We start from the raw sequence: 23,670 nt of genomic DNA, 5'->3' as shown, positions 1-23,670 counted from the left end.
TTTGTGCAGACCAGCACAAATAAATTACCGGTTGGGGTAAAGCGGGGCAAGTCCGGCCGGTGTCGGGGCCGGTTGATGCTGAAAATGCGCCCAGGCTTCCAGCAGGCCATGGCCTTGCCAGGTGTTCCCGGCTGCCTGGTAGCCCTGATAACTCAATTGCTGGATTTGTGATTTTAACGCACCATCCGGCAGGTGCGGCAGAATGTCAGACAGTGTGGCGATTTGCGGGTCGATCAACTGCCGGGACCAGCGCAGCAGCTGTTCACGGGCTTGTGCTGCGTCATGTTGCTGGCAGGCTTGTTTCAGCTTGCGCGCATTAAAGCGCACTGCAGAGTCTGCGACCGGCAGATCGACTGTTGGCGGGCGCTGATACCACTGTTGCAACAGCCACATCGCTATCGTGCTTAACCACAATACCAGCAACAGCCAGCTGCTGTAACTGAAATACCAGTCTGAGACCGGCTCAGTTGTCACTGTAGCGACAGCTTGCTCCGGCGCCACGTCGACGTCGGTATCGGCTTGTTGCGGGTTGGGACTGACCTGCAAAATAACCGCTGGTAAAATGGCAACGTCCGGTTGATTGGTTTTAGTATTCCACCAGTGCACCCGGACTTCCGGCATGGTCAGAGTGCCGCTTTTATCGGCGATAATAGCGTAGCTGAACACCTTCTGCGCGACGATGCGTCCCCTGCGTTCGGCTTTATGGCTTTGTGGTTGTTCCGGATAAATTTTGGCGCCATTCACTGTCCCTAACTGCAGGTCCGGCAATTGATGGTCGGCCAAATCCAGCGCTGTCAGGGTGATTGTGCGGGTAACAGGCTCGCCTTGTACCAACTGCTGTGTCGAAGGCGACCACTCTTCCGTCAATGCCACCAGTTCTGAGGGCAGCCAATGATGTTGCTGACCGTCGGGAATTGCATTGACTGTTAAGGTCAGCGGCTTGCCTTCTGCAGACACTGCTTTGGTGCGGGCAAAATAGTCATAACGTGAATTATCCCGGTCAATCATTTCACCGTTAAAAAACGGCGCACTCAGCGTTAAATTGCCACTTTTTTGCGGCACCACACTGTAACGGCGGGTGATGGTCTGGTAGCGCTCACCATTGACGATTTCGCTGTTCTCAACGTCTTTACCGACTTGCTCAACTTCAGCCCCGGCAAGCTCTGGCTGGCTTAAGTTGCCCCGTTGCAATTCACCTTTAAAGTAGATTTTAATTTCGTAATACAGCATTTGTTGCACATGCACTGTGTCATGGCTGAAGCTGTTTTCCAGGAAGAGTTCTGCGCCTTTGCCGCTGCTTTGGCTCGCCGGCTGGACTTCGATGCTGATTGGGGCACTGCTGATATTGCCGACAGTAAATGCCGGGATCGTTAAAGTGCCGGTACGGCGTGGGAACAAGCTCAATTGCCAGGCGGTACTCTGGCTCGATTGACCATTGATAATTTGCATACTTTGGCTGACCGAGGGGCCTGAGACGCGAAAGTCGCTTTCCAGTACCGCGAAGTCCAGCATACCAGCGTCGACTTTTTCATCAAGTACCAGTTGCAGCACAATGGCTTCACCAAACATCGCCGGGTTTTTATCAACGCTTGCCTTCAGTTGCGTGGCAGCCTGCGCCTGCCACAGCAGAGCAAAGCCAACCAGCAGCAGGCGAAAACACAATTTTACCATTCTTGTTGAACTCCACGCGGGACCGCTTGCTGCTGACGTTTCTGATACTCCAGCAACATCTTGTTTTTTAATAATAAACTGGGTTCATCCTGAACTTTACGCAGTAAATTTTCCAGTTGTTGGCTTTGCTCCGGACTGGCATTGGGCCAAGCTTGTTCAATGGCCTGCTGTTGCTGGTCCGGTTGTTCGCTTTGTTGTTCAGCCTCAGCTTGTTGCAGTTGCTGTTGTTTTTGCTGCTCGGTCTGTTGCTGCTGAGTCGGATCAGATTCGGCGCCGTTTTGTTTATTTTGTTCGTCCTGCTGCTGTTCCTGTGACTGCTGCTGATTTTGTTGGTCTTGCTGCTCCTGCCTGTCTTTTTGCTCGCCGTCTTTTTGTTCACCGTCCTGCTGCTGATCCTGGGATTGCTGCTGGTCTTTGGATTGTTTTTCCTGCTGGTCTTGTTGCTGTTCCAGCAGTTTTTGCATCAGCCTGATATTGTCCTGCAGACCCGGCAAATCCGCCTGTTGCTGTGCTGCCTGCTGATAAGCCGCTAATGCCTGCTGATATTGCTGTTGCAGCGCCAGGCTGTTGCCGAGATTAAATAATCCGGCGGCAGATTTGTCCTGCGCGAACAGGCTTGCTGCGCCCGCGTAGTCGCCAGCGCGATAGGCGGCGTTGCCTTGCCATAAAGGATCTGTGAATTTTGCCTGCGCAGCAGCGTAATCGCCGGCGTCGTAGGCCTTACTGGCCTGCTCATTCCGGCTTTGCCATAAATCCTGCCACTGCCAGCCGGATGGCGCAGCACTTTCTGCGGGCTGGCTTTGGCTGCTGTGCTCGTCTGCCGCCGGAACAGGCTGCGGCCACAGCATCAGCAACAATGGCAGTACCAGCAGTTGCTGCTGACGTAACGCCAACAGGGCCAGAATGAGTAACAAATAACACAGATAAACACCAGCGTCCTGCCATTGGTCGCCTTGCATGGCTGAGGGCGCGGCATCTTCATTTAAAGTTAAAGCCGGCAGTGCCAATAGCTTGCTGATGTCACTGTTGTCAAAACTACTTTGGGCAAAGGCGCCGCCGGTTAACGCACTTAGTTCACGCAATTGGCTCAGCGGCACTTTTGGCAGCACAATGCCGCCACGGGAGTCTTTGAGCAGTTCGCCGTTTTCCAGCTGGATAGGCGCGCCGTCGGTCTGGCCAAACGCCAGTACAGATACACGATGGCGAAAGCCATTGAGCTGGTCGCGGATTTGGGTGAATTGCTGACTGTCAAAACCATCGGTAAAAAAGATAATGTCTCCTTTGACATACCCGGCCTGCTGCAGCAACTGGTCTGCCAGTTTCAACGCGCCGGCAAAATCAGAACCTTGTACCGGCATAATCTCCGGTTTTAAGTCCGGCAGTAAAAGGCTGATGTTGTTGTGGTCCGGCGTCAGTGGCGAAATCACATAAGCGTCACCGGCAAAGGCGAGTAGTGCCATTTCACCTTCCAGCTGCGCTTTGGCATAGTCCAGCGCCTTAAACCGTGCCTGCGTCACCCGGTTTGGTTTGATGTCGGTCGCGCGCATCGACATCGACATATCCAGCACCAGCACGGTCGCACGCTTGAGCTGAAACGCCGGTTGCGGCAGTTTTTGCCAGCTCGGGCCTGCTGCAGCCATAATGCCCAGCAGTAACAGCAGCGGCCATAACCAGTGTTGCCGGCGCTTGACCGTCTGTGCGCTCAGCAGTTGCTGATACAAGTGCGGCGCCAGCATTTGTTGCCAGGCATCGGTCAGCGGTAGCCGGCGCAGCAGCAGCCAGCACAGCAGCACCAGTGGCAACAGCAACAGCGCATAAGGCCTTAAAAAATGGATCTCAAACGGCATAACGACTCCGGCGCCATAACGCTATAGCAAACAGCAATAGCGCACCTGCTAATGGCCAGTGCAAAAGACTTTGTTGCGGCCGGTAATTCAGCTGGTCGCGCTCAATCGGCTCAAGCTGGTCCAGCATCTGATAAATTTCGCTAAGTTCCTGCAGATTGCGGGCGCGAAAATAACGACCACCTGTTTCACTGGCAAGCTCGGTCAACAGTTTTTCGTCCAGATCTGCTGAAGGGTTCACCAGCTGTGGACCAAAAATACCCTGTTGTACCATTTGCTCTGCACCGACGCCCACTGCATAAATTTTCACACCGGCTGCTTTGGCGAGTTCCAGCGCTTCACGAGGCTGAATATTCCCGGCAGTGTTAGCCCCGTCACTGAGCAGGATCAGCACTTTGTTTGAACTCTGGTAGGTATTAAAACGCTTCACGCTCAGGCCAATGGCTTCGCCGATGGCCGTGCGCTGACCGACCAGACCTAACACCGCATCATCCAGCATTTTTTGCACTGTGGTGCGGTCGAAGGTCAGCGGCGTTTGCTGATACGCGGCGTCGGCAAACAAAATCAGCCCAAGCCGGTCGCCTTGACGTTTGGCAATAAATTGTCCCAGTACATGTTTGACCGCATCCAGTCGGTTATAGGACTGGCCTTCAATCACCATATCGTTAATATTCATCGAACCGGACAAATCAACCGCCAGCATCATGTCGCGGCCTTGCTGTGGCAGCGTAACCGGCTCACCGAGCCAGCGCGGTTCTGCCGCGGCACAAAGTAAACAAAGCCAGAATAATAATGGCAACAAGGCCGGACGCCGCCATTGTGCCCGCGTCTGGTTTTGTTGTTGCTGCGCCGCCAGTGTTGCGAGGGGCGGGAAATACAAAGGGTTGCCACTTGGTTGGGTGCGCCGGCGCAGCAACCAAGGCAGTGGCGCCAGTAAAAAAATCCAGGGCAGGGCAAATTCAAACATAAAGCGACAGCTCCTTATGTTTGATGAGCCATTGTTTGGCAAACAAATGCCAGGCTGTCACAGCTGCAGGATTTGGCACCGGGCCGTACAGCAAAGGATCAAGTTCAGGCTGCGGCGTATCCAGCGCTGCACTTTGCTGTAAAAACGCGACAAATTGCGCACTTTGCAGCGCCAGCGCCGGATGGCCCGGTTTTTTTGTCTGCAGATATTGTTTTAACAACAACAAAATCTGATTGGCAGCATCTTGTTGCTGCAGATTAATTTTTTCAAGCAATTGCAACGCCAGACGGCGGGCACTGTTACGGCGGTAGTGCTGAACGAGGCGCCAGCCAAACCAGCCCACAAGAGCCAATATCAACGTGCTGAGTAGCAGATAGCCTGGCGCCAGATAAAATTCATCCGGCAGCGGCGGCTGCTGAATATCGGCCAGTGCGGCTTTTAAATTGTCGGTCATTGACGACGTCTCAGCCATGCGCGGCTCCCTGCGTCATCATGCCCGATGGCGCATCAGTGCTGCTTAATTGTTGGCGAAGCGGCAAAGCTGTGCTGATTTGCACATGGCGTAAGCCGAGGCTACGCCAGAACGTCTGTTGTTGTTGCAGCAGTTGCTGCTGTTGCTGCTGGTACTGCTGCTTAATCGCCTGCGGCGTTAAATCCAGTTGCAATACTTCTTGCGTGCTTTGCACCCTGAGTTGTCCCTGAACTTGCATCGGCAGCTGTTGTTCCAGCGGGTCGAGGATTTGGCAGAGCCGGATCTCATTGTGCTGCCGCATCGATTGCAAATGGCGCATTACATTGCCGTCCAGGGCAAAGAAATCAGAAATGATATAAATCAGACTGCCGGGGCGCACCAGGCGGCGCAGCTGTCCTACTGCTTCTGCGAGGCTATATTGTGTCGTCGCCGGCGCTTTCGCCGGGATACCAAGCTCCAGCAATTGCTGCAAATAACGCAGCACCGCCACGCTGCGACTGGCTGGTTTTAATTCGCGGATCTGGCTGCCGTTGAATAAAATGCCACCGAATTTATCGCCGCGGTTTTTCGCATGCCAGCCTACGAGTGCAGCTAAATGTGCCGCTTGTACTGCTTTGGTCAGCAGCACAGAGCCAAAATGCATGCCCGGGCTTAAGTCGGTCAGCACAAATACCGGCCGCTCTTTTTCTTCGCGGAATAACTTGGTGTGCACTTTGCCGGTGCGGGCCGTGACACGCCAGTCGATGGTACGTACATCATCGCCCGGCTGATAATGCCGCACTTCATCAAACTCCATGCCGCGGCCTTTGCTGCGCGCCAGATAGCTGCCCGCCAGTTTGCTCTGTATCACTTGTTTTGGTGCCAAATCAAGTAAATAGGTATGGTGCTGATATTGCAGCAGTTGCGGCAAATCCAAATGCACGCCATCGGTACTGAGCGCTTCGAGCTGGGCCGCGACAGTTTGTTTGCTTTGCTGGGTGGACATCAGGCAACCGGCACGCGTTTGAGCAGCTCCGTCAGCACCTGGTCAGTACTGACGCCTTCAGCTTCGGCTTCATAACTTAAAATTAGCCGGTGGCGCAGCACATTATGGAACACCGCCTGTACATCGTCCGGCGTGACAAAATCCCGGCCACTAAGCCAGGCTTTGGCGCGGGCGCAGCGTTCCAGCGCAATAGTGGCACGTGGGCTGGCACCATAAGCGATATAGCGGCCAAGCTCTGCGCCATAATTGCCGGCATGGCGCGTTGCCATCACCAGCTGCACTATATATTGCTCCAGACTTTCGGCGATATGCAGTTGCAGAATACTCTGGCGGGCGGCAAAAATATCGGCCTGCGTCATACGGGGCGGGGTTTCGCTTTGCTGCGATAAGGCCTCGCCGCGGGTTAAGCGCAGGATCTGCAGCTCAGTGGCTGCATCCGGATAATCCACTTTCAAGTGCAATAAAAAGCGGTCGAGCTGTGCTTCCGGTAGCGGGTAAGTGCCTTCCTGTTCCAGCGGGTTTTGTGTCGCCATTACTAAAAACAGTTCTGGCAATTTATAGCTGTGGCGGCCCACAGTAATTTGTTTTTCCGCCATGGCTTCGAGCAATGCTGACTGCACTTTAGCCGGTGCGCGGTTGATTTCGTCGGCGAGAATAATGTGGTGAAACAGCGGACCGCTCTGGAATTCAAATTTGCCGGTTTCCGGCCGGTAGATGTCGGTACCGGTTAAATCGGCTGGTAATAAATCCGGCGTAAATTGAATACGATGAAAACTACCTTCGACACCATGGGCCAGCGCATTGACGGCGCGGGTTTTGGCGAGGCCTGGCGGGCCTTCCACCAGCAAATGGCCATTGGCTAACAGCGCCAGCAGAATGCCTTCGGTCAGGGCTGGTTGGCCGACCACCTGACTGTCGAGATAGGATTTTAACCGGTTAAATGCGTTCACAAACAATACTCTCTGGCTCTGGTTAAACAGCGTTATTTATATGAAATCACGAGAGATTTCACAGGCGTATCCGATGAAATGCGGCTAGGCTAAGACCAGCTTCGCAGATATATGGGCGGCGCAGATTAAAACAACTGTTTTAATTTCGTCAGACTCTCGCTACAATCGGGAAAAACACAGGTCAGACCTGTAACGAGCAGCAACAGAGGACTTATATGGCCAACCCAATTCAACTCAGGACCCGGCAGGGCGATCGTATCGCTATCGTCCGCGGCTTACGCACGCCATTTGCCAAGCAGGCCACCGAATTCCACGGGGTTTCGGCGCTGGAGTTAGGCAAACTGGTCGTGAACGAACTGCTGATCCGCAGTGAACTGGACCCCAAGTTAATTGATCAGGTTGTTTATGGTCAAGTTGTGCAGATGCCGGAAGCACCAAACATCGCCCGCGAAATTGTGTTAGGCACCGGCATGAACGTACACACCGACGCATTCAGCGTCACCCGCGCCTGTGCCACCAGCTTTCAGTCGGTGGTCAGCGTAACTGAAAGTATGATGGCCGGCATCACCGAAATCGCTATCGCCGGCGGCGCCGATTCCAGTTCAGTGTTACCGATTGGCGTCAGCAAAGCTTTAGCGCGTGCCTTGGTTGACCTGAATAAAGCGAAAACCTTCGGCCAGAAGCTGGCTATTTTCCGCCGCTTAGGCCTGAAAGATTTACTACCGGTGCCACCGGCGGTTGCTGAGTACACCACCGGCTTGTCAATGGGCGATACGGCAGAGCAAATGGCCAAGACCCACGGCATCAGCCGCGCCGACCAGGATGCGATGGCGCATCGCTCACATTCACTAGCCGCGCAAGCCTGGCAAAATGGCCTGATGAAAGAGGAAGTGATGGCCGCACATGTCGAGCCATACAACAAATTCCTTGATATAGACAATAACATCCGGCTTGATTCGAAACTTGAATCTTACACCAAATTAAAGCCAGTCTTTGACCGGACCTACGGCACTGTCACTGCTGCTACTTCAACGCCTCTGACAGACGGTGCTTCTGCGGTGCTGATGATGACCGAAAGCCGCGCGAAGGCGCTTGGCTATGAAATTCTGGGTTATGTGCGCAGCTACGCTTTTGCCGCTATTGATGTATGGGAAGACATGCTGATGGGGCCGTCTTATGCCACACCTTTAGCACTGGACCGCGCGGGCATGAAGCTGTCAGATCTGACGTTAATCGAAATGCACGAAGCATTTGCTGCGCAGGCACTGGCCAATATGAAAATGTTTGGTTCGAAAAAATTCGCCGAAGAAAAATTAGGCCGCACTGAAGCGATTGGTGACATTGATATGGCGAAATTTAACGTCAACGGTGGTTCGCTGGCTTATGGTCACCCGTTTGCAGCCACCGGCACCCGCTTAATCACCCAAACGTTACACGAATTAAAACGCCGCGGCGGCGGTGTCGGCCTGACCACAGCCTGTGCGGCGGGTGGCCTCGGCGCCGCGATGATTGTGGAGACTGAATAATGCAGCCGACTTTTACATTAAGCCAACGCGATGATGGCGTCGCGGTTATTACCATGGACATCGCCGGCGAAAGCATGAATGTGCTTAAAGCTGAATTTGCTGATGAAATCAACGCGGTACTGGAACAGGTCCGCAGCAATAAAAGTATTAAAGGTGTGGTGATCATCAGTGGCAAGCCGGATTCCTTTATCGCCGGTGCTGACATCAGCATGCTGGATAAATGCAAAACTGCAGCGGAAGCTACTGCCATTGCCAGCATGGGCCAGCAAATGTTTAACGAGCTGGAAAAGCTGCATATCCCTTTGATTGCAGCCATTCATGGCCCATGTTTAGGCGGCGGTCTGGAATTGGCAATGGCTTGTCATGGCCGGGTTGCGACTGACGATGCCAAAACAGTGTTAGGCCTGCCGGAAGTTCAGCTCGGACTGTTACCAGGCAGTGGTGGTACGCAGCGTTTGCCTAAGCTGGTTGGTCTGCAAAAAGCCTTGGATATGATGCTGACCGGCAAACAACTGCGCGCCGTACAGGCGAAAAAAGCCGGGTTAGTCGATGTCGTGGTGCCGCGTAGTATCCTATTAGAAGCTGCAGTAAAAATGGCGTTAGCCGGCAAACCAGACCGTTCGAAACCGGTGAAACTGCCGTTAGTGGGGCAGCTATTGGAGTTTACTTCAATTGGTCGTGGCATTTTGTTTAGTCAGGCGCAAAAACAAACACTGGCAAAAACGCAGGGCCATTACCCGGCGCCACTGAAAATTATTGATGCGATTAAAACCGGTGTTTTTGGCGGCATGCAAAAAGGTCTGGAAGTCGAAGCGAAGCATTTTGGTGAGCTGTGTATGACGCCGGTGTCGGCGAACCTGCGCAACTTGTTTTTCGCCACGACGCAGATGAAAAAAGAGAGTGGTGCTGGTGATGCCAAACCACGCAAAGTGAAAAAAGCAGCAGTGCTCGGTGGCGGTCTGATGGGCGGTGGTATCGCTAATGTCACTGCGGGCAAAGCCGGCGTGCCTGTGCGCATCAAAGACATTAATCAGACTGGCATTGGCAATGCGCTGAAATATAGCTTCAGCCTGCTGAATAAAAAGTACAAAAAACGTTTTATCAGCAAAACCGAGCTGCAAAAACAAATGTCGCTGCTGACCGGTACCACGGACTATTCCGGCTTCCACGATGTGGATCTGGTGGTTGAAGCGGTGTTTGAAGATTTGGCACTGAAACAACAAATGGTGGCGGATATCGAACAGCATTGCAGTGAACACACTGTGTTCGCCTCCAATACCAGCTCCTTGCCAATTGGGCAGATCGCGGCCAAAGCGGCGCGGCCGGAAAATGTCATCGGCCTGCATTATTTCTCGCCGGTCGACAAAATGCCGCTGGTGGAAGTCATTGCGCATGAAAAAACCTCAGCTGAGACAATCGCGACCACTGTGGCTTTTGCCCGCAAACAAGGTAAAACGCCGATTGTGGTCAAAGACGGCGCCGGCTTTTATGTCAACCGCATCCTCGCGCTGTATATGAACGAAGCAGCGAACCTGCTGCTTGAAGGTGAGTCGGTGGAAAAACTGGACAAAGCATTGACCCGCTTCGGTTTTCCGGTTGGACCCATTACGCTGCTGGATGAAGTTGGTATTGACGTGGGCGCCAAAATTTCGCCTATTCTGCAAAAAGAGCTGGGGGAGCGCTTCCAGGCACCAGCCGCTTTTGACAAGTTAATCGCTGATGGCCGCAAAGGCAAAAAAGTCGAAAAAGGTTTTTATCTCTATGGCAAAAACGCCAAAAAAGGCCGCAAAGAAGTCGATAGCAGCGTATACAGCCTGCTGGGCGTGCAACCGAATGGTCGCCTGAGCAGCGAGCAAATCAGCAAACGGTGTATGGTGCAGATGCTGAACGAAGCGGTGCGTTGCCTGGAAGAGGGAATTATAGCCTCGGCGCGCGACGGCGATATCGGCGCCATTTTTGGTATTGGCTTCCCGCCGTTCCTCGGTGGCCCGTTCCGTTATATCGATAGTTTAGGCGCCGGCAATCTGGTGGCGGATTTACGCCGCTTTGAAGCGCAATTTGGTGCCCGCTTTGCGCCGGCCCAGCTGTTGTTGTCGATGGCAGAGCAGGACAAATCCTTTTATTAAGGCCAATGTATTCAGGTAATGTGAAAAAACCGCAGTTTGCTGCGGTTTTTTTATTTGCTCTACCCCTGAAAGTTACCCTTTAGGCTGAAAATTTGTGTGGTTTAAAATTGCACCAGCTAATTTTTTTATATAACCTTGCCCGTTTTTACAGCGGAGCATAGTTGTGTTGTGGTTACTTCTGCATCCTTTGGTGAGTTTGTGGTGCTTTCTCAAAGCCAAACAAGCTGGCTTGCGTGGCTGGCCATGGGTCCTACTGGCGCTATTGACCGGGCCCGTGTCAGTGCCGCTGTTTTTAAATCATCGTCGCATGGTCTACCGTAAGCTCGGCGGGCGCGACGCTGTGTGTTTTCTGCCCTGATTTTTTCAATCATGTGCAGAGATCGCACGGGTCATTTTGTTTTTTCCGGTGGTTGCCATTGCACCGGCGCATTTTCAGCAATCCAAAGCTGCACTGACACTTGTTGCTCTGGCAAAGCCAACAACTGATACAAACCGGACTGACATAATTCCTGACTAAAGGTCGTCGGCAAAAAGGCGGTGCCATTGCTGCGCAGCAGCCATTGTCGTAACAATCTTGGGTCGCTGCAGCAAAAAGCCAGTGGAGCTTTTGATAATTGCGGTAATTTACCGGCCCAGTCCAGCCGTCCCTCCGCTTGTGCGGTATTTCCGACCGGCCCAACCGCTGACAGGCTTAAGCTGCGCCATTGCTGTTGCAGATAACCAGGCTCTGCTGGTTTGTCAGCACTGGTCGTTAAAATTACATCGGCATGCCGGTACAGCGCCACTTGCGCATCACTGACTTGCAAATGCACAGCAGTCTCCACATTGACGACAAGCATCTCCAGCAACTCTGCGGCCAGAAATTGCAAACCCGGTTCTACTGCCACGGTCAGACGCTGTGCTAGGCTGCTTTGCTGCTGTAATTGTGTTTTAGCAGCCTGCAGGGCGCTGATCACGGCCTGCGCATGGGGCAGCAGCAGTTCGCCGGCTTCGGTCAGCTGAATGTTATTGCGGTGACGGCTGAACAGCGCAACGCCAAGGCTCTGTTCTAATTGCCGAATACGGAAACTGACCGCAGACTGAGTCAGATAAAGGTGTTCGGCGGCTTTGCCAAAATGGCGGGTTTTCTGCACTTCGAGAAAGGTTTTTAGCAGTTCGGTGTCCAAAGAGTGACCTTAGTATTTTTGTTTGTGACGATAAAAAATATTTGTTTTACGTGCGGAATTTTGTTTACCATACTCCGCACAGTTTAATTGGGATAGCTTAAGATTCAACGAGATCAGGGGAAAAAAGTGATGCAGCAAAGTTTTGTGGCTAAACGTCGCTTTTTTGATGACCGCAATTTCCCGAAAGGGTTTACCCGGTCAGGACGCTTCACCTTAGCAGAGGGTAATCTGCTGGAGAAGCACGGGGCATCGATGCAGGAGCTGGAAGAAGGCCAGCGCCAGCCGGTGAACGAAGAAGAGCAACGCTTTTTACAGGTTATGCGCGGTGAAGCGGAAGCGGAAACCGTTTATGAGAAAGCCTGGCTGAAATACAAACAGCGGGTGCAGGAAAAGCGCAAGTTTCACACGGTATTCGGCAAAAAGCGTATTGCTGATGGCAGCGATGACTTTTCTTACGTCGAAACCGACAACGATTAACACAACCGGAGTCACCGGTCGCGACAGAGGAAGTTTGCTGTGGACGGTATTATACAAAGCTTATTAAACCCGGCAGTATTGGTGTTTTTAATTCCGTTAGCTGGTATCGCAATTGGCGGTTTCAGCATGTGGTTAAAACACCAGGAACGGATGGAAAAAATTCGGCAGGGTATAGATCCTGATGCACGACGGGATTGAGCTCTGTGTCGCGACACATCATGAGTCTGTTGATTAAAAAAAGCGCTTATTGGCGCTTTTTTTACGCAAAAATTTAAGGCCGTTAAGGCCGACCCGATGAAGGTCGCAGGCACCAGAGTGTTCGCGACATTTTATGAGTTACTTTGCCGCTACAGCGACGCCGGCACTGCAGCCAGCCGTGGTTTGTTTTGTTTCTGGTCGAGCAGGAACTGGGTGAAATCGGCGGCAGATAATGGCTTACTGTAATAATAGCCCTGAATAATTTCACAGCGCAGTTGCTTCAGTTGCTGCAGTTGCTCTGCTTGTTCCACACCTTCAGCCACCACCGTCAGGCTGAGGTTGTGCGCGATAGTGACGATTGTATCCACCATATTGCGGCCACGGGCGGTATTCATATCGTCGATAAAAGCTTTGTCAATCTTCAGGGTATTCAGCGGAAATTGTTTTAAGTAAGCCAGCGACGAATAGCCGGTACCAAAGTCGTCCATCGCCAGATGAATGCCGCGGGCGCGCAGTTTTTTCATCGTATCTATCGCCATTTTCGGCGATTGCATGACGGTGCCTTCGGTGATCTCCAGCTCCAGGTGGTAAGAGGGAAGTTCAGTTTGTTGCAGTACATCGTCAATCTGTTCACAAAGATAAGGCAACATAAACTGTTTGACTGACAGGTTGACAGCAACCCGGCCATGGAATAGTCCCTGGTCAATCCAGCGTTTCACATCGAGACAAGCTTTACGCAGCACCACTTCGCCAATCTCGACAATCTGACCTGTTTCTTCAGATACCGGTATAAAAGAGGCGGGGCTAATCAGACCGCGTTTTGGCGTGATAAAACGGACCAGCGCTTCCATCCCCACCAGCTGGCCGCTGAGGATGTCCATTTTGGGCTGGTAATAGACGGTAAAAAAATCTTCTTTCAGGCCGTGGCGGATCAGGTTTTCCAGCTGCAAGCGTTTGACGGCGAGTTTATTCATGCTGTCATTAAAAAACAGGTAGCGATTGGCGCCGTCGTTTTTGGCATGGTACATCGCTGTGTCGGCGTTACGCAGTAAAGCTTCCGGATCACGACCGTCTTCCGGGTACAAAACGATACCAATACTGCTGGTGACCGCAAGTTCGTGCTGGCTGATAAAAAATGGCAGATTGATTTGTTTAATCAGCTCTTTTGCCATTGTGGTGATGGTATGAATATCGTTGGTGTTTTCCAGCAGGATGGCAAATTCATCGCCGCCGAGCCGGTATAAACGTTCTTTCTGCCGGGTCAGCTGACTTAAACGCTCCGCCAGCTTGATCAGCAGGGAGTCACCCAGCTGATGGCCTAATGAGTCATTGATTTTTTTGAAGTTATCTAAATCAAACACCAGTAAGGCATGTTTGACTTCTCTGTCGACCAACCGGCCCAGTTCAGCTGAAAACATCGCGCGGTTGGGGAGGCCGGTGAGGGTATCGGAATTGGCCAGGCGACTTAGTTCCGCTTCGCGTTTTTTCCGTTCAGAAATATCTGAGAATACGGCGACGTACTGCGTCAAAACACCGTGATCGTCCCGCACTATGTCAAAATTCAGCTCAGCCTGATAAACCTCGCCACTGATGCGCTGGTCCTGAATTTCACCCTGCCAGGTGCCGCAGGTCTGCAGCGCATGGCCGATCTCCTGTAAAAAACGACTCGGGTACATCGACAAATCAAACGGCTTTTTAATCACCTGATCACGACTTTTGCCGGTGATAGTGCTGAATGAATGGTTGACTTCCAGTACGATAAAATTGGTATCACAAATCACCACAGCGTCGGAGATATTCTCCAGGCAGCGGGCAAACAGTTCCAGACGCTCTTCAGTTTGTTTCAATAGCTGGATATTTTTCAGCGTACCGGTCATCCGGGTGGCGACACCCTCGGCATCTGTGGAAACCACTTTGCCACGGTCCAGTACCCAGACCCAGCCGCCATCAGAAGCGCGCAGACGGTAGGCGGCTTCAAAATATGGGGTTTCACCTGCAAGATGCTGATACAGCTGTTCGGTGACCCGTTCAATATCACGAGGATGGATTTGGTCGCGGTTTGGCGGAAACTGATTCGTCTCCGGTTTCAGTTCAACCGGATGTTGCCAGGAACTGGAGCGGTATAAACTGCCGGAAGCGATGTTCCAGTCCCACAGTTCGTCACCGCTGCCCCACAAAGATAAACGCAGACGCTCTTCACTTTGTTCCAGCCGGCTCTGATAACGACGCATTTTCAGGATCGACAAATGCGCGAGCAACAACGCGCCAAATGAAAATAACAATATCGACGACAACACATAAGGCATAGCATGGTTGAAATCAACCGCGTTGGCCGGCATGCTTAATAAAGCCGGCAACAGTAAGTGCCGGGAATTTATGTATTTCTTATTATTTTTCACACATCTACGCAGCTTTTGGGGCTTTTGGCTAACTTATAGAAATTATCCGGAGCTGTCAAAGCCAATCTGTCTGCAAATCCAGCTGTGACGCCAGTTCCGCCGTGGTCATACTGCGCATCAGGCTATGCTCGGGTGCCGGCCCGGTTGCCATGAAAATCGCATCATAATCCGGAGCAAGCAATTCATAACAGAAATTGCAGAAATCCTGCAGCGACAGCGCTTCCAGCTCATCCTGTATGCGCTGCGACAACGAGCATTGATAATCGCCCTGACCAATAGCCAGCCACAGCCGCTTCGCCCGGCTGGCGAGGCTGGTGTCACGCTCACGGATTTGCGCGATAAGGCTTGATTTGATTTGGCTAAAATCGTCCGCCGGAATTTCCGGCAGTTCTTCGAGAAACTTACGGTAGAAAATCACTGTCGCATAATATAAATCGGCAGCCACAGTTTTTGGCGACTGCACATAAAATGCCATGCCCGGTTTTAAATTCATCGGCACATAACCGGTCCCGACCAGATAACCCAGTTGTTGTTCGGTGCGCAGTGCATGAAAATACTCTGGCGAAATCAAATGATTGGCCAGCATAAATTTGGCCATGGCGGCTGCGCTGCGATCCTTGGCCGGCAGATAGATCACCAGCGCCTGATCGTCATGCGTCAGCTGCTGCTGCAGCCAGACCGGGCCGCTGCCCTGTACGGAGAAACTCTGCCGTGGCAGACGTTGGCCTGGTGTATCAAGCTGCTGTTGCCACTGCGTTAACATGCGCTCCAGCAAATGGGCGTCGGTTTTGTGCCAGTTACCAATCATCAGGGCATCAATATGCACTTTTTGCAGTGCTGAGGCGCTAAATTGGTTGAAGGCCGCGAAATCAGTTTGTTCCAACAGCTGTGCCAGCTGCTGTGTATCAGGATTTAATGGCTGCAGCAGTGTCGACAACTGGCTGAATAACTGGCTGATAGGTTTACCACTGATTTGACTGCGCCAGTGCCGCACCAGCTGGAACTGCAATTCGGTAAAGCGCTGCTCGCTGAACTGCAGATCGGTCAGTTCATTGAGTAAATCCTGCAGCAAAGCGATTTGGTTGGCTGACAAACCACTGCTGTGCAGCGTCAGGCCGTGTTGCTGCACGTAGAGGTTGTAGCTGAGCCCGGCAGTGGTTGCCGGGTAGAATTGTTCATTGATCCGGTCGAGAAATAACTCCAGCCATAATTTGGTCAGCGCCAGTTGTGTCAGGTCCTGTACGGTGTTCGGTAACGTCAGCTGGACAAAAATATGGCCTTTGGGCGAATGAAAATCGGTATCAGCTTTAAACCACAGCGATAAATGTTCGGTGTTGACCAAATGCTCCGGCTGCTGTTGATGTGCATTCAATGGTATCAGTTGCAATTGTCCAACCAGGTAGGGATTGGGCTCCGGCAACCGATATCCCGGCATCGGTTGCTGCTCCGCCAGACTTGCCAGCAGTTCTGACCCCAGCGGTTCTACACTGTATGGTGTGTGATACCAGCGTGCCTGACGGCTGGCAGTGACTTCCGGCGCTATCAGCATGACCCGCAAGTTATCGGCGCGGAAATAACTCAGCAGCTGGCGGTACAGCGATTCGGACGGCGTTTCCATGCGGTAGTCGCCAAAGATGTAGTCATGTTCCGGATAATGTTGCAGGTTAATCGCCAAATCACTGGCCAGTTGCAGGCTGGCGCGCGGTTCCTGATAAGTAAAACTCCACTGGATCAGGCGTTGGCGCTCCTGGAACAAATAAAGTGGGAAGGCTTCTTTGCGCAGCAGGGCAAAATAAGCAAAACAACTTTGCAGAATGAAATCGCGCTGCGCCATACCCGCGTGAGTCAGCTCAAAAGCCAGTGTGAAATCTTTATAGTTACTGCCGTCGATGCCGCCGCCAGCGCTCAGTGCGTTCACCAGCCCTTGTTGTTTGAGGCCGCTTAATAACGAGCCAGGCCCTTCATCGCCAATCAGATGGGCGAGAAAACTGACCACTTTATACGGATACCAGGGCTGAATGTCTGGAAGCGCAAAACTCAGCACCAGGCGTTGGGTTGGTTTATGCGGCTGAATGTTGAGCTGGATGCCGAGATGTTCAGCCTGATACAACGGTGTGGTTAAGGCGGTTTTTGCCGGCAGGTGCGACGGGAGCTGCATAAAATACTGCTCGGCCAGCTGCTGTTGGCGCGCCAGCGGTAACGCAGACACCAACACCAGGCACATCCGGCTGGCGGAGTATTGCTGTTGATAAAACTGCCGGACCGCATCGCGCGCACTTTGATGGGGCCGATCATCCAGCGTTTGCAGATTGCCGACCGAAAATTTGGCAAAGGGATGTGCCGGATTGATGGTTTCTTTGTGTGCCTGATAAATGCGCCGGCCATCATCTTTGAGTTTCATCGAAAACTCGGCTTCAATCGCCTGCCGTTCTTTTTGTACCGACTCTTCGGCAAACAGCGGAGCACCCAGCATGTCGGCAAAACGTTCCAGTCCATCGGCAAAGGCATTATCTTCAATATCGAAATAAAAACAGCTGTGTTCGGTGCCGGTCCAGGCGTTGTGACTGCCGCCGTGGCTGCTGATAAATTGCGCATAGTCACCGGCTTGCGGAAACTTCACTGAGCCAAGAAACACCAGATGCTCGAGGAAATGGGCCAGACCTTCACGATCGGCCGGGTCGTCAAAATGCCCGACGTTGACCGACATCGCCGCTGCGCTTTTTTCTGCGTCCGTTTGTTCGACTAGCAGCACCCGCAAACCATTGTTAAGTGTCAGAGCCTGATAATGGCGATGGTCGGCAGGGCTTTGTACGAGTTGAGTTTTTTTCAAATCAGGCCTCATTGTCAGGCAAAATGCGACGAGTTTCACTGCAGCTCATCATACGATTAAGGAATATAAAGAATAAAATCTATGCTTTATTATCAGTTACTGTGGCAAAGATCTTTCATTATCATAGCGCACTCTTTTCGCGTTGGGCGCGAAGTTGTTGATGGTGTACATAATGGTCAATCTGGTTATCATGCGGCACGGCGAAGCGGTGGCGCAAAGCAGTCAGGATAGTCAACGGCAACTGAATGCCCGCGGGGATGCCGAAGTCAGTCAAATGGCGATGTGGCTGACGAAAGTTTATGCCCATTTCGATTATATTCTGGCAAGTCCTTATGTCCGCACCCAGCAAACTGCGGGGTTGATGTTGGCACAACAGGGGCCTGCGACACAATTACAGACATTGCCTGAACTGGTGCCGGACGGTGACAGCCATCAGGTGCAGCTCTATGTCGACGCGCTGCTGGAACAAAACCCAGGCGCCAGAATTTTGTTAGTCTCGCACATGCCATTGGTCAGCTTTTTAGTCGAGACTTTTACCCGTAGCGGCAACACGCCGATTTTTGATACCGCAGCTTTGGCTTGTATTGAATACGCGCCGGGTGGTCAGGGAGTTCTGCTGGAAAAAATCGCCCCGGCTGATTTGCAGCTGATCAGTACCTGATTATTTGTCTGGCGTTTTCAGTAACACCAGCAAAGCGCCGTCGCGGCCCCAGTGGGTGGGGGCGGTGTGAAAGGCGCGCACATTCGGGTGCTGGATCAGCCAGTTCGGTACTTTGCGCGCCAGCAATCCACTGCCTTTGCCATGCACCACGCAAGCACAATTAAAATGTTCGCGTTGGCAATAATCCAATAACCCCGCCAGTTCATGTTTGGCATCCTGTTGACTAAGGCCATGTAAGTCCAGTACGACGCCGGGCTGAAACTCACCGCGTTTTAAATTTTTGGCCAAATGCAGGTCTTCGCCGGGTTGGACATAACTGACTGTACCGCCGTCGAACTGATAACCTTCGTATTGATCAGAAAAATAGAATAAACTGGCGGCCGGCTGACTTTCAGACGTCTTGATGGCAGATTTTTTCTTGCTGCGTGGCGGGGTCAGCGTTATCTTGTCCTGCGCCATAGGGCGGGCACCCGAGATCGCATCACGGAACAGCTGAATATCCTGGTCGGTTAAAGGCGGTGTCTTTCGCATGGCGCAAGTCTATCCAATGAGCACACTGAAAGAAATGACTGAAGCACAAACTTCTCCGCTGACCGCGGAATTAATCGACGAAGCCGTAGCCGATTTACACAGTATTCACGACTGGCTGCGTTTTGCGGTCAGCCAATTCAACGCCGCTGACCTTTATTTCGGCCATGGTACCGACAATCCATGGGATGAAGCCGGCCTGTTGATGGCCTTCACGCTGCACATGACCCATATCGCGGACCCCGTGTTGTTAACCACCCGGCTGACCCGCAGTGAAAAACGCCAGTTTGCCGCCTTGTTGCAACAGCGCATTGAACAGCGTATTCCTGCGGCTTATCTGACCCATCACGCTTATTTTGCCGATTTGCCTTTTTATGTCGACGAACGGGTGCTGGTGCCGCGCTCGCCGATTGGTGAACTGATCAAACAACAATTTTCCCGTTGGTTCCCGCAGAATCCACCGTCGCGTATTCTGGATTTATGCACCGGTTCTGGCTGTATCGCTATTGCCTGTGCGCACTATCTGCCCGAGGCAGAAGTCGACGCCATTGATATCAGCGAAGATGCGTTGACAGTCGCGGACATCAATATTGACCAGCACGGTTTGTATCAGCGGGTTTTCCCAATTCTGTCTGATGGCTATGACGCCATTCCGGGCCAGACCTATGACTTGATTGTCACCAATCCGCCTTATGTCGATGCTGAAGATATGGCCGATTTACCGGATGAATTCCGTCACGAGCCAGAACTTGGGTTGGCGTCCGGCGAAGACGGGCTGGAACTGACCCTACGCATTCTGGCCGGAGCGGCAGCGCATCTGAATGATGACGGCGTGCTGATTTGTGAAGTGGGCAACAGCATGGTGGCACTGTCCGAACGTTTCCCACAGGTTCCTTTTGACTGGATTGAGTTTGAACATGGTGGTCACGGTGTGTTTGCCCTGACCAAAGCCCAGTTAAAGCAGTATCAGGCCTTTTTTCAGGAGTAAGCCATGGCCGGCAATAGCATTGGTGAATTGTTCCGTTTAACCACTTTTGGCGAAAGCCATGGCCCGGCGATCGGCGGTATTGTTGATGGCTGCCCGCCGGGTTTAAAACTGGATTTGGACGCTATTCAACACGATCTGGACCGGCGTAAACCCGGTACGTCGCGGTATACCACGCAGCGACGGGAAGATGACGTGGTGAAGTTGTTATCCGGCGTATTCGAAGGCGTGACCACAGGCGCATCGATCGGTTTGCTGATTGAAAACACCGATCAGCGCTCGCAGGATTACTCCAATATCAAAGATTTATTCCGCCCGGGTCATGCTGATTACACCTATCACCATAAATACGGCATCCGTGATTATCGTGGCGGTGGCCGCTCATCGGCGCGCGAGACCGCAGTGCGGGTGGCAGCAGGTGCTATTGCCAAACAATATCTGAAACAACGTTTTGGTATCGAAGTGCGTGGTTATTTGGCGCAGCTTGGGCCAGTCAAAGCCGAAAAACTCGACTGGTCGCAAGTGGAGCAAAACGATTTCTTTTGCCCGGATCCGGACAAAATCGAGGCGCTGGATACTTTCATGCGTGATTTGAAAAAATCCGGCGATTCTGTCGGCGCGCGCGTCAATGTGGTGGCCAGCAATGTGCCGGTGGGTTGGGGCGAGCCGGTGTTTGACCGGCTCGATGCCGATATCGCGCATGCGATGATGAGCATTAATGCGGTCAAAGCAGTAGAAATTGGTGATGGTTTTGCGGTGGTGGAACAGCAAGGTTCGACCCACCGCGATGCGCTGACGCCGCAAGGTTTTACTGCCAACCATGCCGGCGGTATTCTGGGCGGAATTTCCTCGGGTCAGGACATCCGCGTCAGCATGGCGTTAAAGCCAACGTCGAGTATCAGTATCCCGGGTCAGAGCATCAATACCAGCGGCGAGCCCGTCGAGCTGGTGACTAAAGGCCGGCACGACCCTTGTGTGGGGATCCGCGCGGTACCAATTGCCGAAGCGATGCTGGCGATTGTGCTGATGGACCATTTCCTGCGCCATCATGCGCAGAATCATCAGGTGCAGGTCAGTACGCCGGATATCGCGGCGATTAGCCGTCAACAAGACATCTGATAATTTGGCCGGCTGAACTTGGTTAATGACAACGGCTGAAGAATCAGCCGTTGTTTTTTATCGCGCTTTGTCGCGTTGCTTTTTTGTTTTCCCCGGGATCTCTATGCAACCCACTCAAAGTCTGAGCCTGGCTTATCTGGCGTATTTCGCTGTGTTAGGTGTGTTCGTGCCTTACATCGGTATTTTCCTCGACCACCGGGGCCTCAATTCGCAGCAAATAGGTACGCTGCTGGCGATTGTCACGGCGATGCGCATAGTTGGGCCCAATCTGTGGAGCCTGCTGGCCGCGAGGCGCGGCGATCCGGTGGGGGTGATGCGTCTGGGAGCTGTTCTGGCTGCGCTTGGTTGGTGCAGTACATTTATCGACGCCGGTTATAGTCTGCTGCTACTTGGGCTGGTGCTTTACAGTCTGTGCTGGACAGCGATTTTGCCGCAGCTTGAATCTGCTGCATTTTTTTATCTGAACAATGATACCGGCCGGTACAGCAAAGTGCGCTCAGCGGGCAGTGTTGGTTACATTTTATTGGTGGTTGGCAGCGGCATGGCGCTGGAACAATTAGGCCCAGGTTTTTTACCCGGCGGCGCTTTGTTGTTTTTACTACTGATGCTGCTGGCACTGTGGCAACTGCCGGCCTTTTCGCTAAAGGCGGCGCCAGCGGAAATTGCCATCAAGTTTCGTACTCTGTGGGTACACCGGCCTTTTGTGCTTTTCATGCTGGCGGCATTTTTGCTACAGCTGAGCTTTGCGCCTTTTTATGGCTTTTTTACCTTGTACTGCCGGGATTTAGGCTATAGCGGCACTGCGTCAGGGCTGCTGATTGCTTTAGCAGTGGCGGCTGAAATTGTCGCTTTTTATTATGCCGGCAAGATTTTGGGCCAGCGCAGTTACAGTGTGCTGTTGGGGCTTTGTTATCTGTTGACAGCGCTGCGCTGGGCGGTGGTAGGTTGGTTTGGTCAGGAGCCATGGATACTGGCAGCATCAATGTTGTTACATGCCTTTAGTTTTGCCGTAGCGCATAGTTGCGCTATGCAGTTTATTCAGCAGTTTTTCCCTCCGGCACAGCGTGGCCGCGGTCAGGCACTGTATGCCGGTTTGATTTATGGTGGCGGTGGCGCTTTGGGTGCTTATATCGCTGGCTGGACCTGGCAGGACGGCGCCGGCAGCCAGCTCAGTTTCAGCTGGGCTGCCGTGGCCTGTTTAGTTGCCTTCGCGCTGGTGCAGGGCTTGCCGCGTGTCATCCGGCCTATTGGCGTCAGTGATGCGGTAACCCAGCCAAAGATCTAACACTTTATCGAGTAGACGGCTGCGCATATGCGGATAACCAAATATGCCACTGGAGAAACGGCCTTTGCGGTGTACCGCTTTGGCGTGACTGAAAGTTAAAAAACCCTCTTTGCCATGATAGTGACCCATACCTGATGGACCGACGCCGCCAAATGGCAAATCATCTTGCCCGACATGCACCAGGGTGTCATTGATACAAAGGCCACCGGCGTGGATCTGCTCGCGACAGCGTTGTTGCAGTTCTTTGTCGTTGCTGAACAGGTAAAAGGCCAGTGGCCGCGGCCGTGCCTGAACAAATTCGATGGCTTCTTTGGTACTGCGGTAGCCGTAAATCGGCAACACAGGGCCAAAAATTTCCTGTTGCCACAGCTCGCAGTCAAGCGGGGCACCCAGCACCAAATGTAAATCCATCCGGCGCAGCGGGTCGCTCACGTCCACAGCGTCACCACAGGAGATGACTTGAGCGCCGGCAGCAGCTGCCTGTTGCAAACCTTGTTGCAGGCGTTGCCACTGTCGAGGATTGATGACAGAAGTCCAGTCCTGGCTCAACCGACCTTGCGGAAACATCTGCTGATAATGCGCTTTAAGCTTTTCGGCTGCGCGTTGTTCTTTGCCGGCCGGTACCAACAGATAATCCGGTGCGACGCAGGTCTGGCCACCATTGGCGCATTTGCCGAAGATGATGCGGTCGGCATAGTCGTTCAGGTGTAAGTCTGGCCCAAACAACACCGGAGATTTACCGCCCAGTTCCAGCGTCACTGGTGTCAGGTTTTGCGCAGCCGCCTGCATCACGTGGCGGCCGACCGCTGTGGAGCCGGTAAACAGCAGATGATCAAACGGCAGCTTGCTGAATGCGGCCGCGACATCTGCTTCGCCTTCAATCACCAGCGCGCAATCCGGCAAGGCTTTTTCAATCAGCTGTTTTAACACCTGATTAATGGCCGGCGTGAATTCCGACAGTTTCAGCATCACTTTATTGCCGGCACTGATAGCGGCGACTAAAGGCCCCAGTGCCAGAAAAATCGGATAGTTCCAGGGGACTATGATGCCAACCACACCAAGCGGCTGATATTCCACCTGATTACTTGCCGGCCAAAACAGCGGGCTGACGTGGCGTTTCTGCGGTTTCATCCAGCCTTTGACCCGGCGCAGGCTGTAATCGATGCTGTTGATACTGGGCAGTACTTCAAGTAGTCGCGTTTCGGACGCCGAGCGCTGGCCGAAGTCTGTTGCAGCGGCCTGATACAGCTCAGCCTGCATGGATAAAAGTTGCTGGCGCAACGCCTTGAGCGAGGCCTTGCGTTGGTTGACGCCGGGTAAAGGATTGCGGAAAAAATCTTTTCGTAACTGAGCAAACTGCGTTTCAAGCGACATTGTGACTGGTCCGGCCAACTTAGAGATGCCTCTAATCTACTGGAGCACGCCGACAAGTTCAATCAGATGCTGGGCAAGCTGTGACGGGCCAGTTACAATGCCGCGTT

Annotated in this window: 20 protein-coding genes; 9 read left to right on the top strand and 11 right to left on the bottom strand. The window is 52.7% G+C overall.

The genetic code is table 11. The features are described from left to right. Window positions 1-24: 24 nt before the first annotated feature. From Q399_RS0102765 to Q399_RS0102740, 6 genes are read right to left on the bottom strand one after another with little or no spacing between them, the layout of a single operon-like run. The gene (locus tag Q399_RS0102765; protein ID WP_037045496.1) at window positions 25-1,671 is read right to left on the bottom strand and encodes a BatD family protein; all 1,647 of its coding nucleotides are present in this window, start codon (window positions 1,669-1,671) and stop codon (window positions 25-27) included. Continuing rightward, entirely contained in the window at window positions 1,665-3,518 is a 1,854-nt protein-coding gene (locus Q399_RS0102760) for a vWA domain-containing protein (RefSeq protein WP_031565252.1), read from the bottom strand. Before Q399_RS0102760 ends, Q399_RS0102765 begins: the two co-directional genes overlap by 7 nt. Beyond that, complete coding sequence (locus tag Q399_RS0102755) at window positions 3,508-4,482, bottom strand: vWA domain-containing protein (RefSeq protein ID WP_031565250.1); 975 nt, start codon at window positions 4,480-4,482, stop codon at window positions 3,508-3,510. The genes Q399_RS0102760 and Q399_RS0102755 overlap by 11 nt, the downstream gene beginning before the upstream one ends. Next, entirely contained in the window at window positions 4,475-4,954 is a 480-nt protein-coding gene (locus Q399_RS0102750; RefSeq protein WP_031565248.1) for a DUF4381 domain-containing protein, read from the bottom strand. The genes Q399_RS0102755 and Q399_RS0102750 overlap by 8 nt, the downstream gene beginning before the upstream one ends. After that, complete coding sequence (locus Q399_RS0102745; RefSeq protein WP_051685689.1) at window positions 4,947-5,939, bottom strand: DUF58 domain-containing protein; 993 nt, start codon at window positions 5,937-5,939, stop codon at window positions 4,947-4,949. Before Q399_RS0102745 ends, Q399_RS0102750 begins: the two co-directional genes overlap by 8 nt. Next, a complete protein-coding gene (locus Q399_RS0102740) occupies window positions 5,939-6,895 on the bottom strand; it encodes an AAA family ATPase (protein ID WP_031565244.1) in 957 nt (318 codons plus the stop codon). Before Q399_RS0102740 ends, Q399_RS0102745 begins: the two co-directional genes overlap by 1 nt. 209 nt (window positions 6,896-7,104) lie before the next feature. On the opposite strand from Q399_RS0102740, the gene fadI reads away from it, so the two are divergent. The 3 genes from fadI (at window position 7,105) to Q399_RS0102725 (ending at window position 10,899) form a co-directional block, all read left to right on the top strand. Further along, window positions 7,105-8,415 (top strand): acetyl-CoA C-acyltransferase FadI, encoded by a 1,311-nt coding sequence (gene fadI, locus Q399_RS0102735; RefSeq protein WP_031565242.1) that lies wholly within the window; start codon window positions 7,105-7,107, stop codon window positions 8,413-8,415. Continuing rightward, entirely contained in the window at window positions 8,415-10,541 is a 2,127-nt protein-coding gene (gene fadJ, locus Q399_RS0102730) for a fatty acid oxidation complex subunit alpha FadJ (protein WP_031565240.1), read from the top strand. Before fadI ends, fadJ begins: the two co-directional genes overlap by 1 nt. Before the next feature lie 163 nt (window positions 10,542-10,704). Beyond that, window positions 10,705-10,899: a hypothetical protein gene (locus Q399_RS0102725; protein ID WP_031565238.1), complete on the top strand. Its 195-nt coding sequence runs from the start codon at window positions 10,705-10,707 to the stop codon at window positions 10,897-10,899. Window positions 10,900-10,930: 31 nt separating this feature from the next. Here the strand turns inward: Q399_RS0102725 and Q399_RS22510 are convergent, their stop codons facing one another. Then, window positions 10,931-11,707, bottom strand: a complete 777-nt coding sequence (locus tag Q399_RS22510; protein WP_051685688.1) for a LysR family transcriptional regulator — start codon at window positions 11,705-11,707, stop codon at window positions 10,931-10,933. Window positions 11,708-11,836: 129 nt separating this feature from the next. Here Q399_RS22510 and Q399_RS0102715 point away from each other — a divergent pair, with 129 nt between their 5' ends. Both Q399_RS0102715 and Q399_RS22050 read left to right on the top strand, forming a co-directional pair. Beyond that, the gene (locus Q399_RS0102715; RefSeq protein ID WP_031565234.1) at window positions 11,837-12,184 is read left to right on the top strand and encodes a MaoP family protein; all 348 of its coding nucleotides are present in this window, start codon (window positions 11,837-11,839) and stop codon (window positions 12,182-12,184) included. Between the two features lie 39 nt (window positions 12,185-12,223). Then, window positions 12,224-12,382, top strand: coding sequence for a hypothetical protein (locus Q399_RS22050; protein WP_157836211.1), 159 nt, complete (start codon window positions 12,224-12,226; stop codon window positions 12,380-12,382). A gap of 149 nt (window positions 12,383-12,531) precedes the next feature. Here the strand turns inward: Q399_RS22050 and Q399_RS0102705 are convergent, their stop codons facing one another. Both Q399_RS0102705 and Q399_RS0102700 read right to left on the bottom strand, forming a co-directional pair. Continuing rightward, on the bottom strand, window positions 12,532-14,739 hold the full coding sequence (locus tag Q399_RS0102705; RefSeq protein ID WP_245612809.1) for a putative bifunctional diguanylate cyclase/phosphodiesterase: 2,208 nt from the start codon (window positions 14,737-14,739) through the stop codon (window positions 12,532-12,534). 97 nt (window positions 14,740-14,836) lie between these two features. Beyond that, the gene (locus Q399_RS0102700; protein ID WP_031565230.1) at window positions 14,837-17,611 is read right to left on the bottom strand and encodes an insulinase family protein; all 2,775 of its coding nucleotides are present in this window, start codon (window positions 17,609-17,611) and stop codon (window positions 14,837-14,839) included. A gap of 172 nt (window positions 17,612-17,783) precedes the next feature. Between Q399_RS0102700 and sixA the strand changes: the two genes are divergently transcribed. Then, the gene (gene sixA, locus Q399_RS0102695; protein WP_031565228.1) at window positions 17,784-18,272 is read left to right on the top strand and encodes a phosphohistidine phosphatase SixA; all 489 of its coding nucleotides are present in this window, start codon (window positions 17,784-17,786) and stop codon (window positions 18,270-18,272) included. Here the strand turns inward: sixA and smrB are convergent, their stop codons facing one another. Continuing rightward, window positions 18,273-18,803: an endonuclease SmrB gene (smrB, locus tag Q399_RS0102690; RefSeq protein ID WP_031565225.1), complete on the bottom strand. Its 531-nt coding sequence runs from the start codon at window positions 18,801-18,803 to the stop codon at window positions 18,273-18,275. Window positions 18,804-18,837: 34 nt separating this feature from the next. Here smrB and prmB point away from each other — a divergent pair, with 34 nt between their 5' ends. The 3 genes from prmB (at window position 18,838) to Q399_RS0102675 (ending at window position 22,189) form a co-directional block, all read left to right on the top strand. Then, window positions 18,838-19,788 carry a 50S ribosomal protein L3 N(5)-glutamine methyltransferase gene (gene prmB, locus Q399_RS0102685; protein ID WP_031565222.1) on the top strand — a complete coding sequence of 317 codons (951 nt, stop codon included), beginning with the start codon at window positions 18,838-18,840 and terminating at the stop codon, window positions 19,786-19,788. 3 nt (window positions 19,789-19,791) lie between these two features. Next, window positions 19,792-20,904: a chorismate synthase gene (gene aroC, locus Q399_RS0102680; RefSeq protein ID WP_031565220.1), complete on the top strand. Its 1,113-nt coding sequence runs from the start codon at window positions 19,792-19,794 to the stop codon at window positions 20,902-20,904. A gap of 103 nt (window positions 20,905-21,007) precedes the next feature. Next, window positions 21,008-22,189, top strand: a complete 1,182-nt coding sequence (locus tag Q399_RS0102675; RefSeq protein WP_031565217.1) for an MFS transporter — start codon at window positions 21,008-21,010, stop codon at window positions 22,187-22,189. On the opposite strand, the gene Q399_RS0102670 is transcribed toward Q399_RS0102675, so the two are convergent. After that, entirely contained in the window at window positions 22,103-23,563 is a 1,461-nt protein-coding gene (locus tag Q399_RS0102670) for a coniferyl aldehyde dehydrogenase (RefSeq protein ID WP_084164053.1), read from the bottom strand. The two genes, Q399_RS0102675 and Q399_RS0102670, sit on opposite strands and share 87 nt — an antisense overlap. Window positions 23,564-23,670 lie beyond the last annotated feature (107 nt).

The organism is Rheinheimera texasensis DSM 17496, assembly GCF_000711985.1.
GTDB classification, from domain to species: Bacteria; Pseudomonadota; Gammaproteobacteria; order Enterobacterales; family Alteromonadaceae; genus Pararheinheimera; species Pararheinheimera texasensis.
The sequence above is the reverse complement of the archived record's forward strand: the minus strand, read 5'-3'. Positions and strand labels throughout refer to the sequence as shown.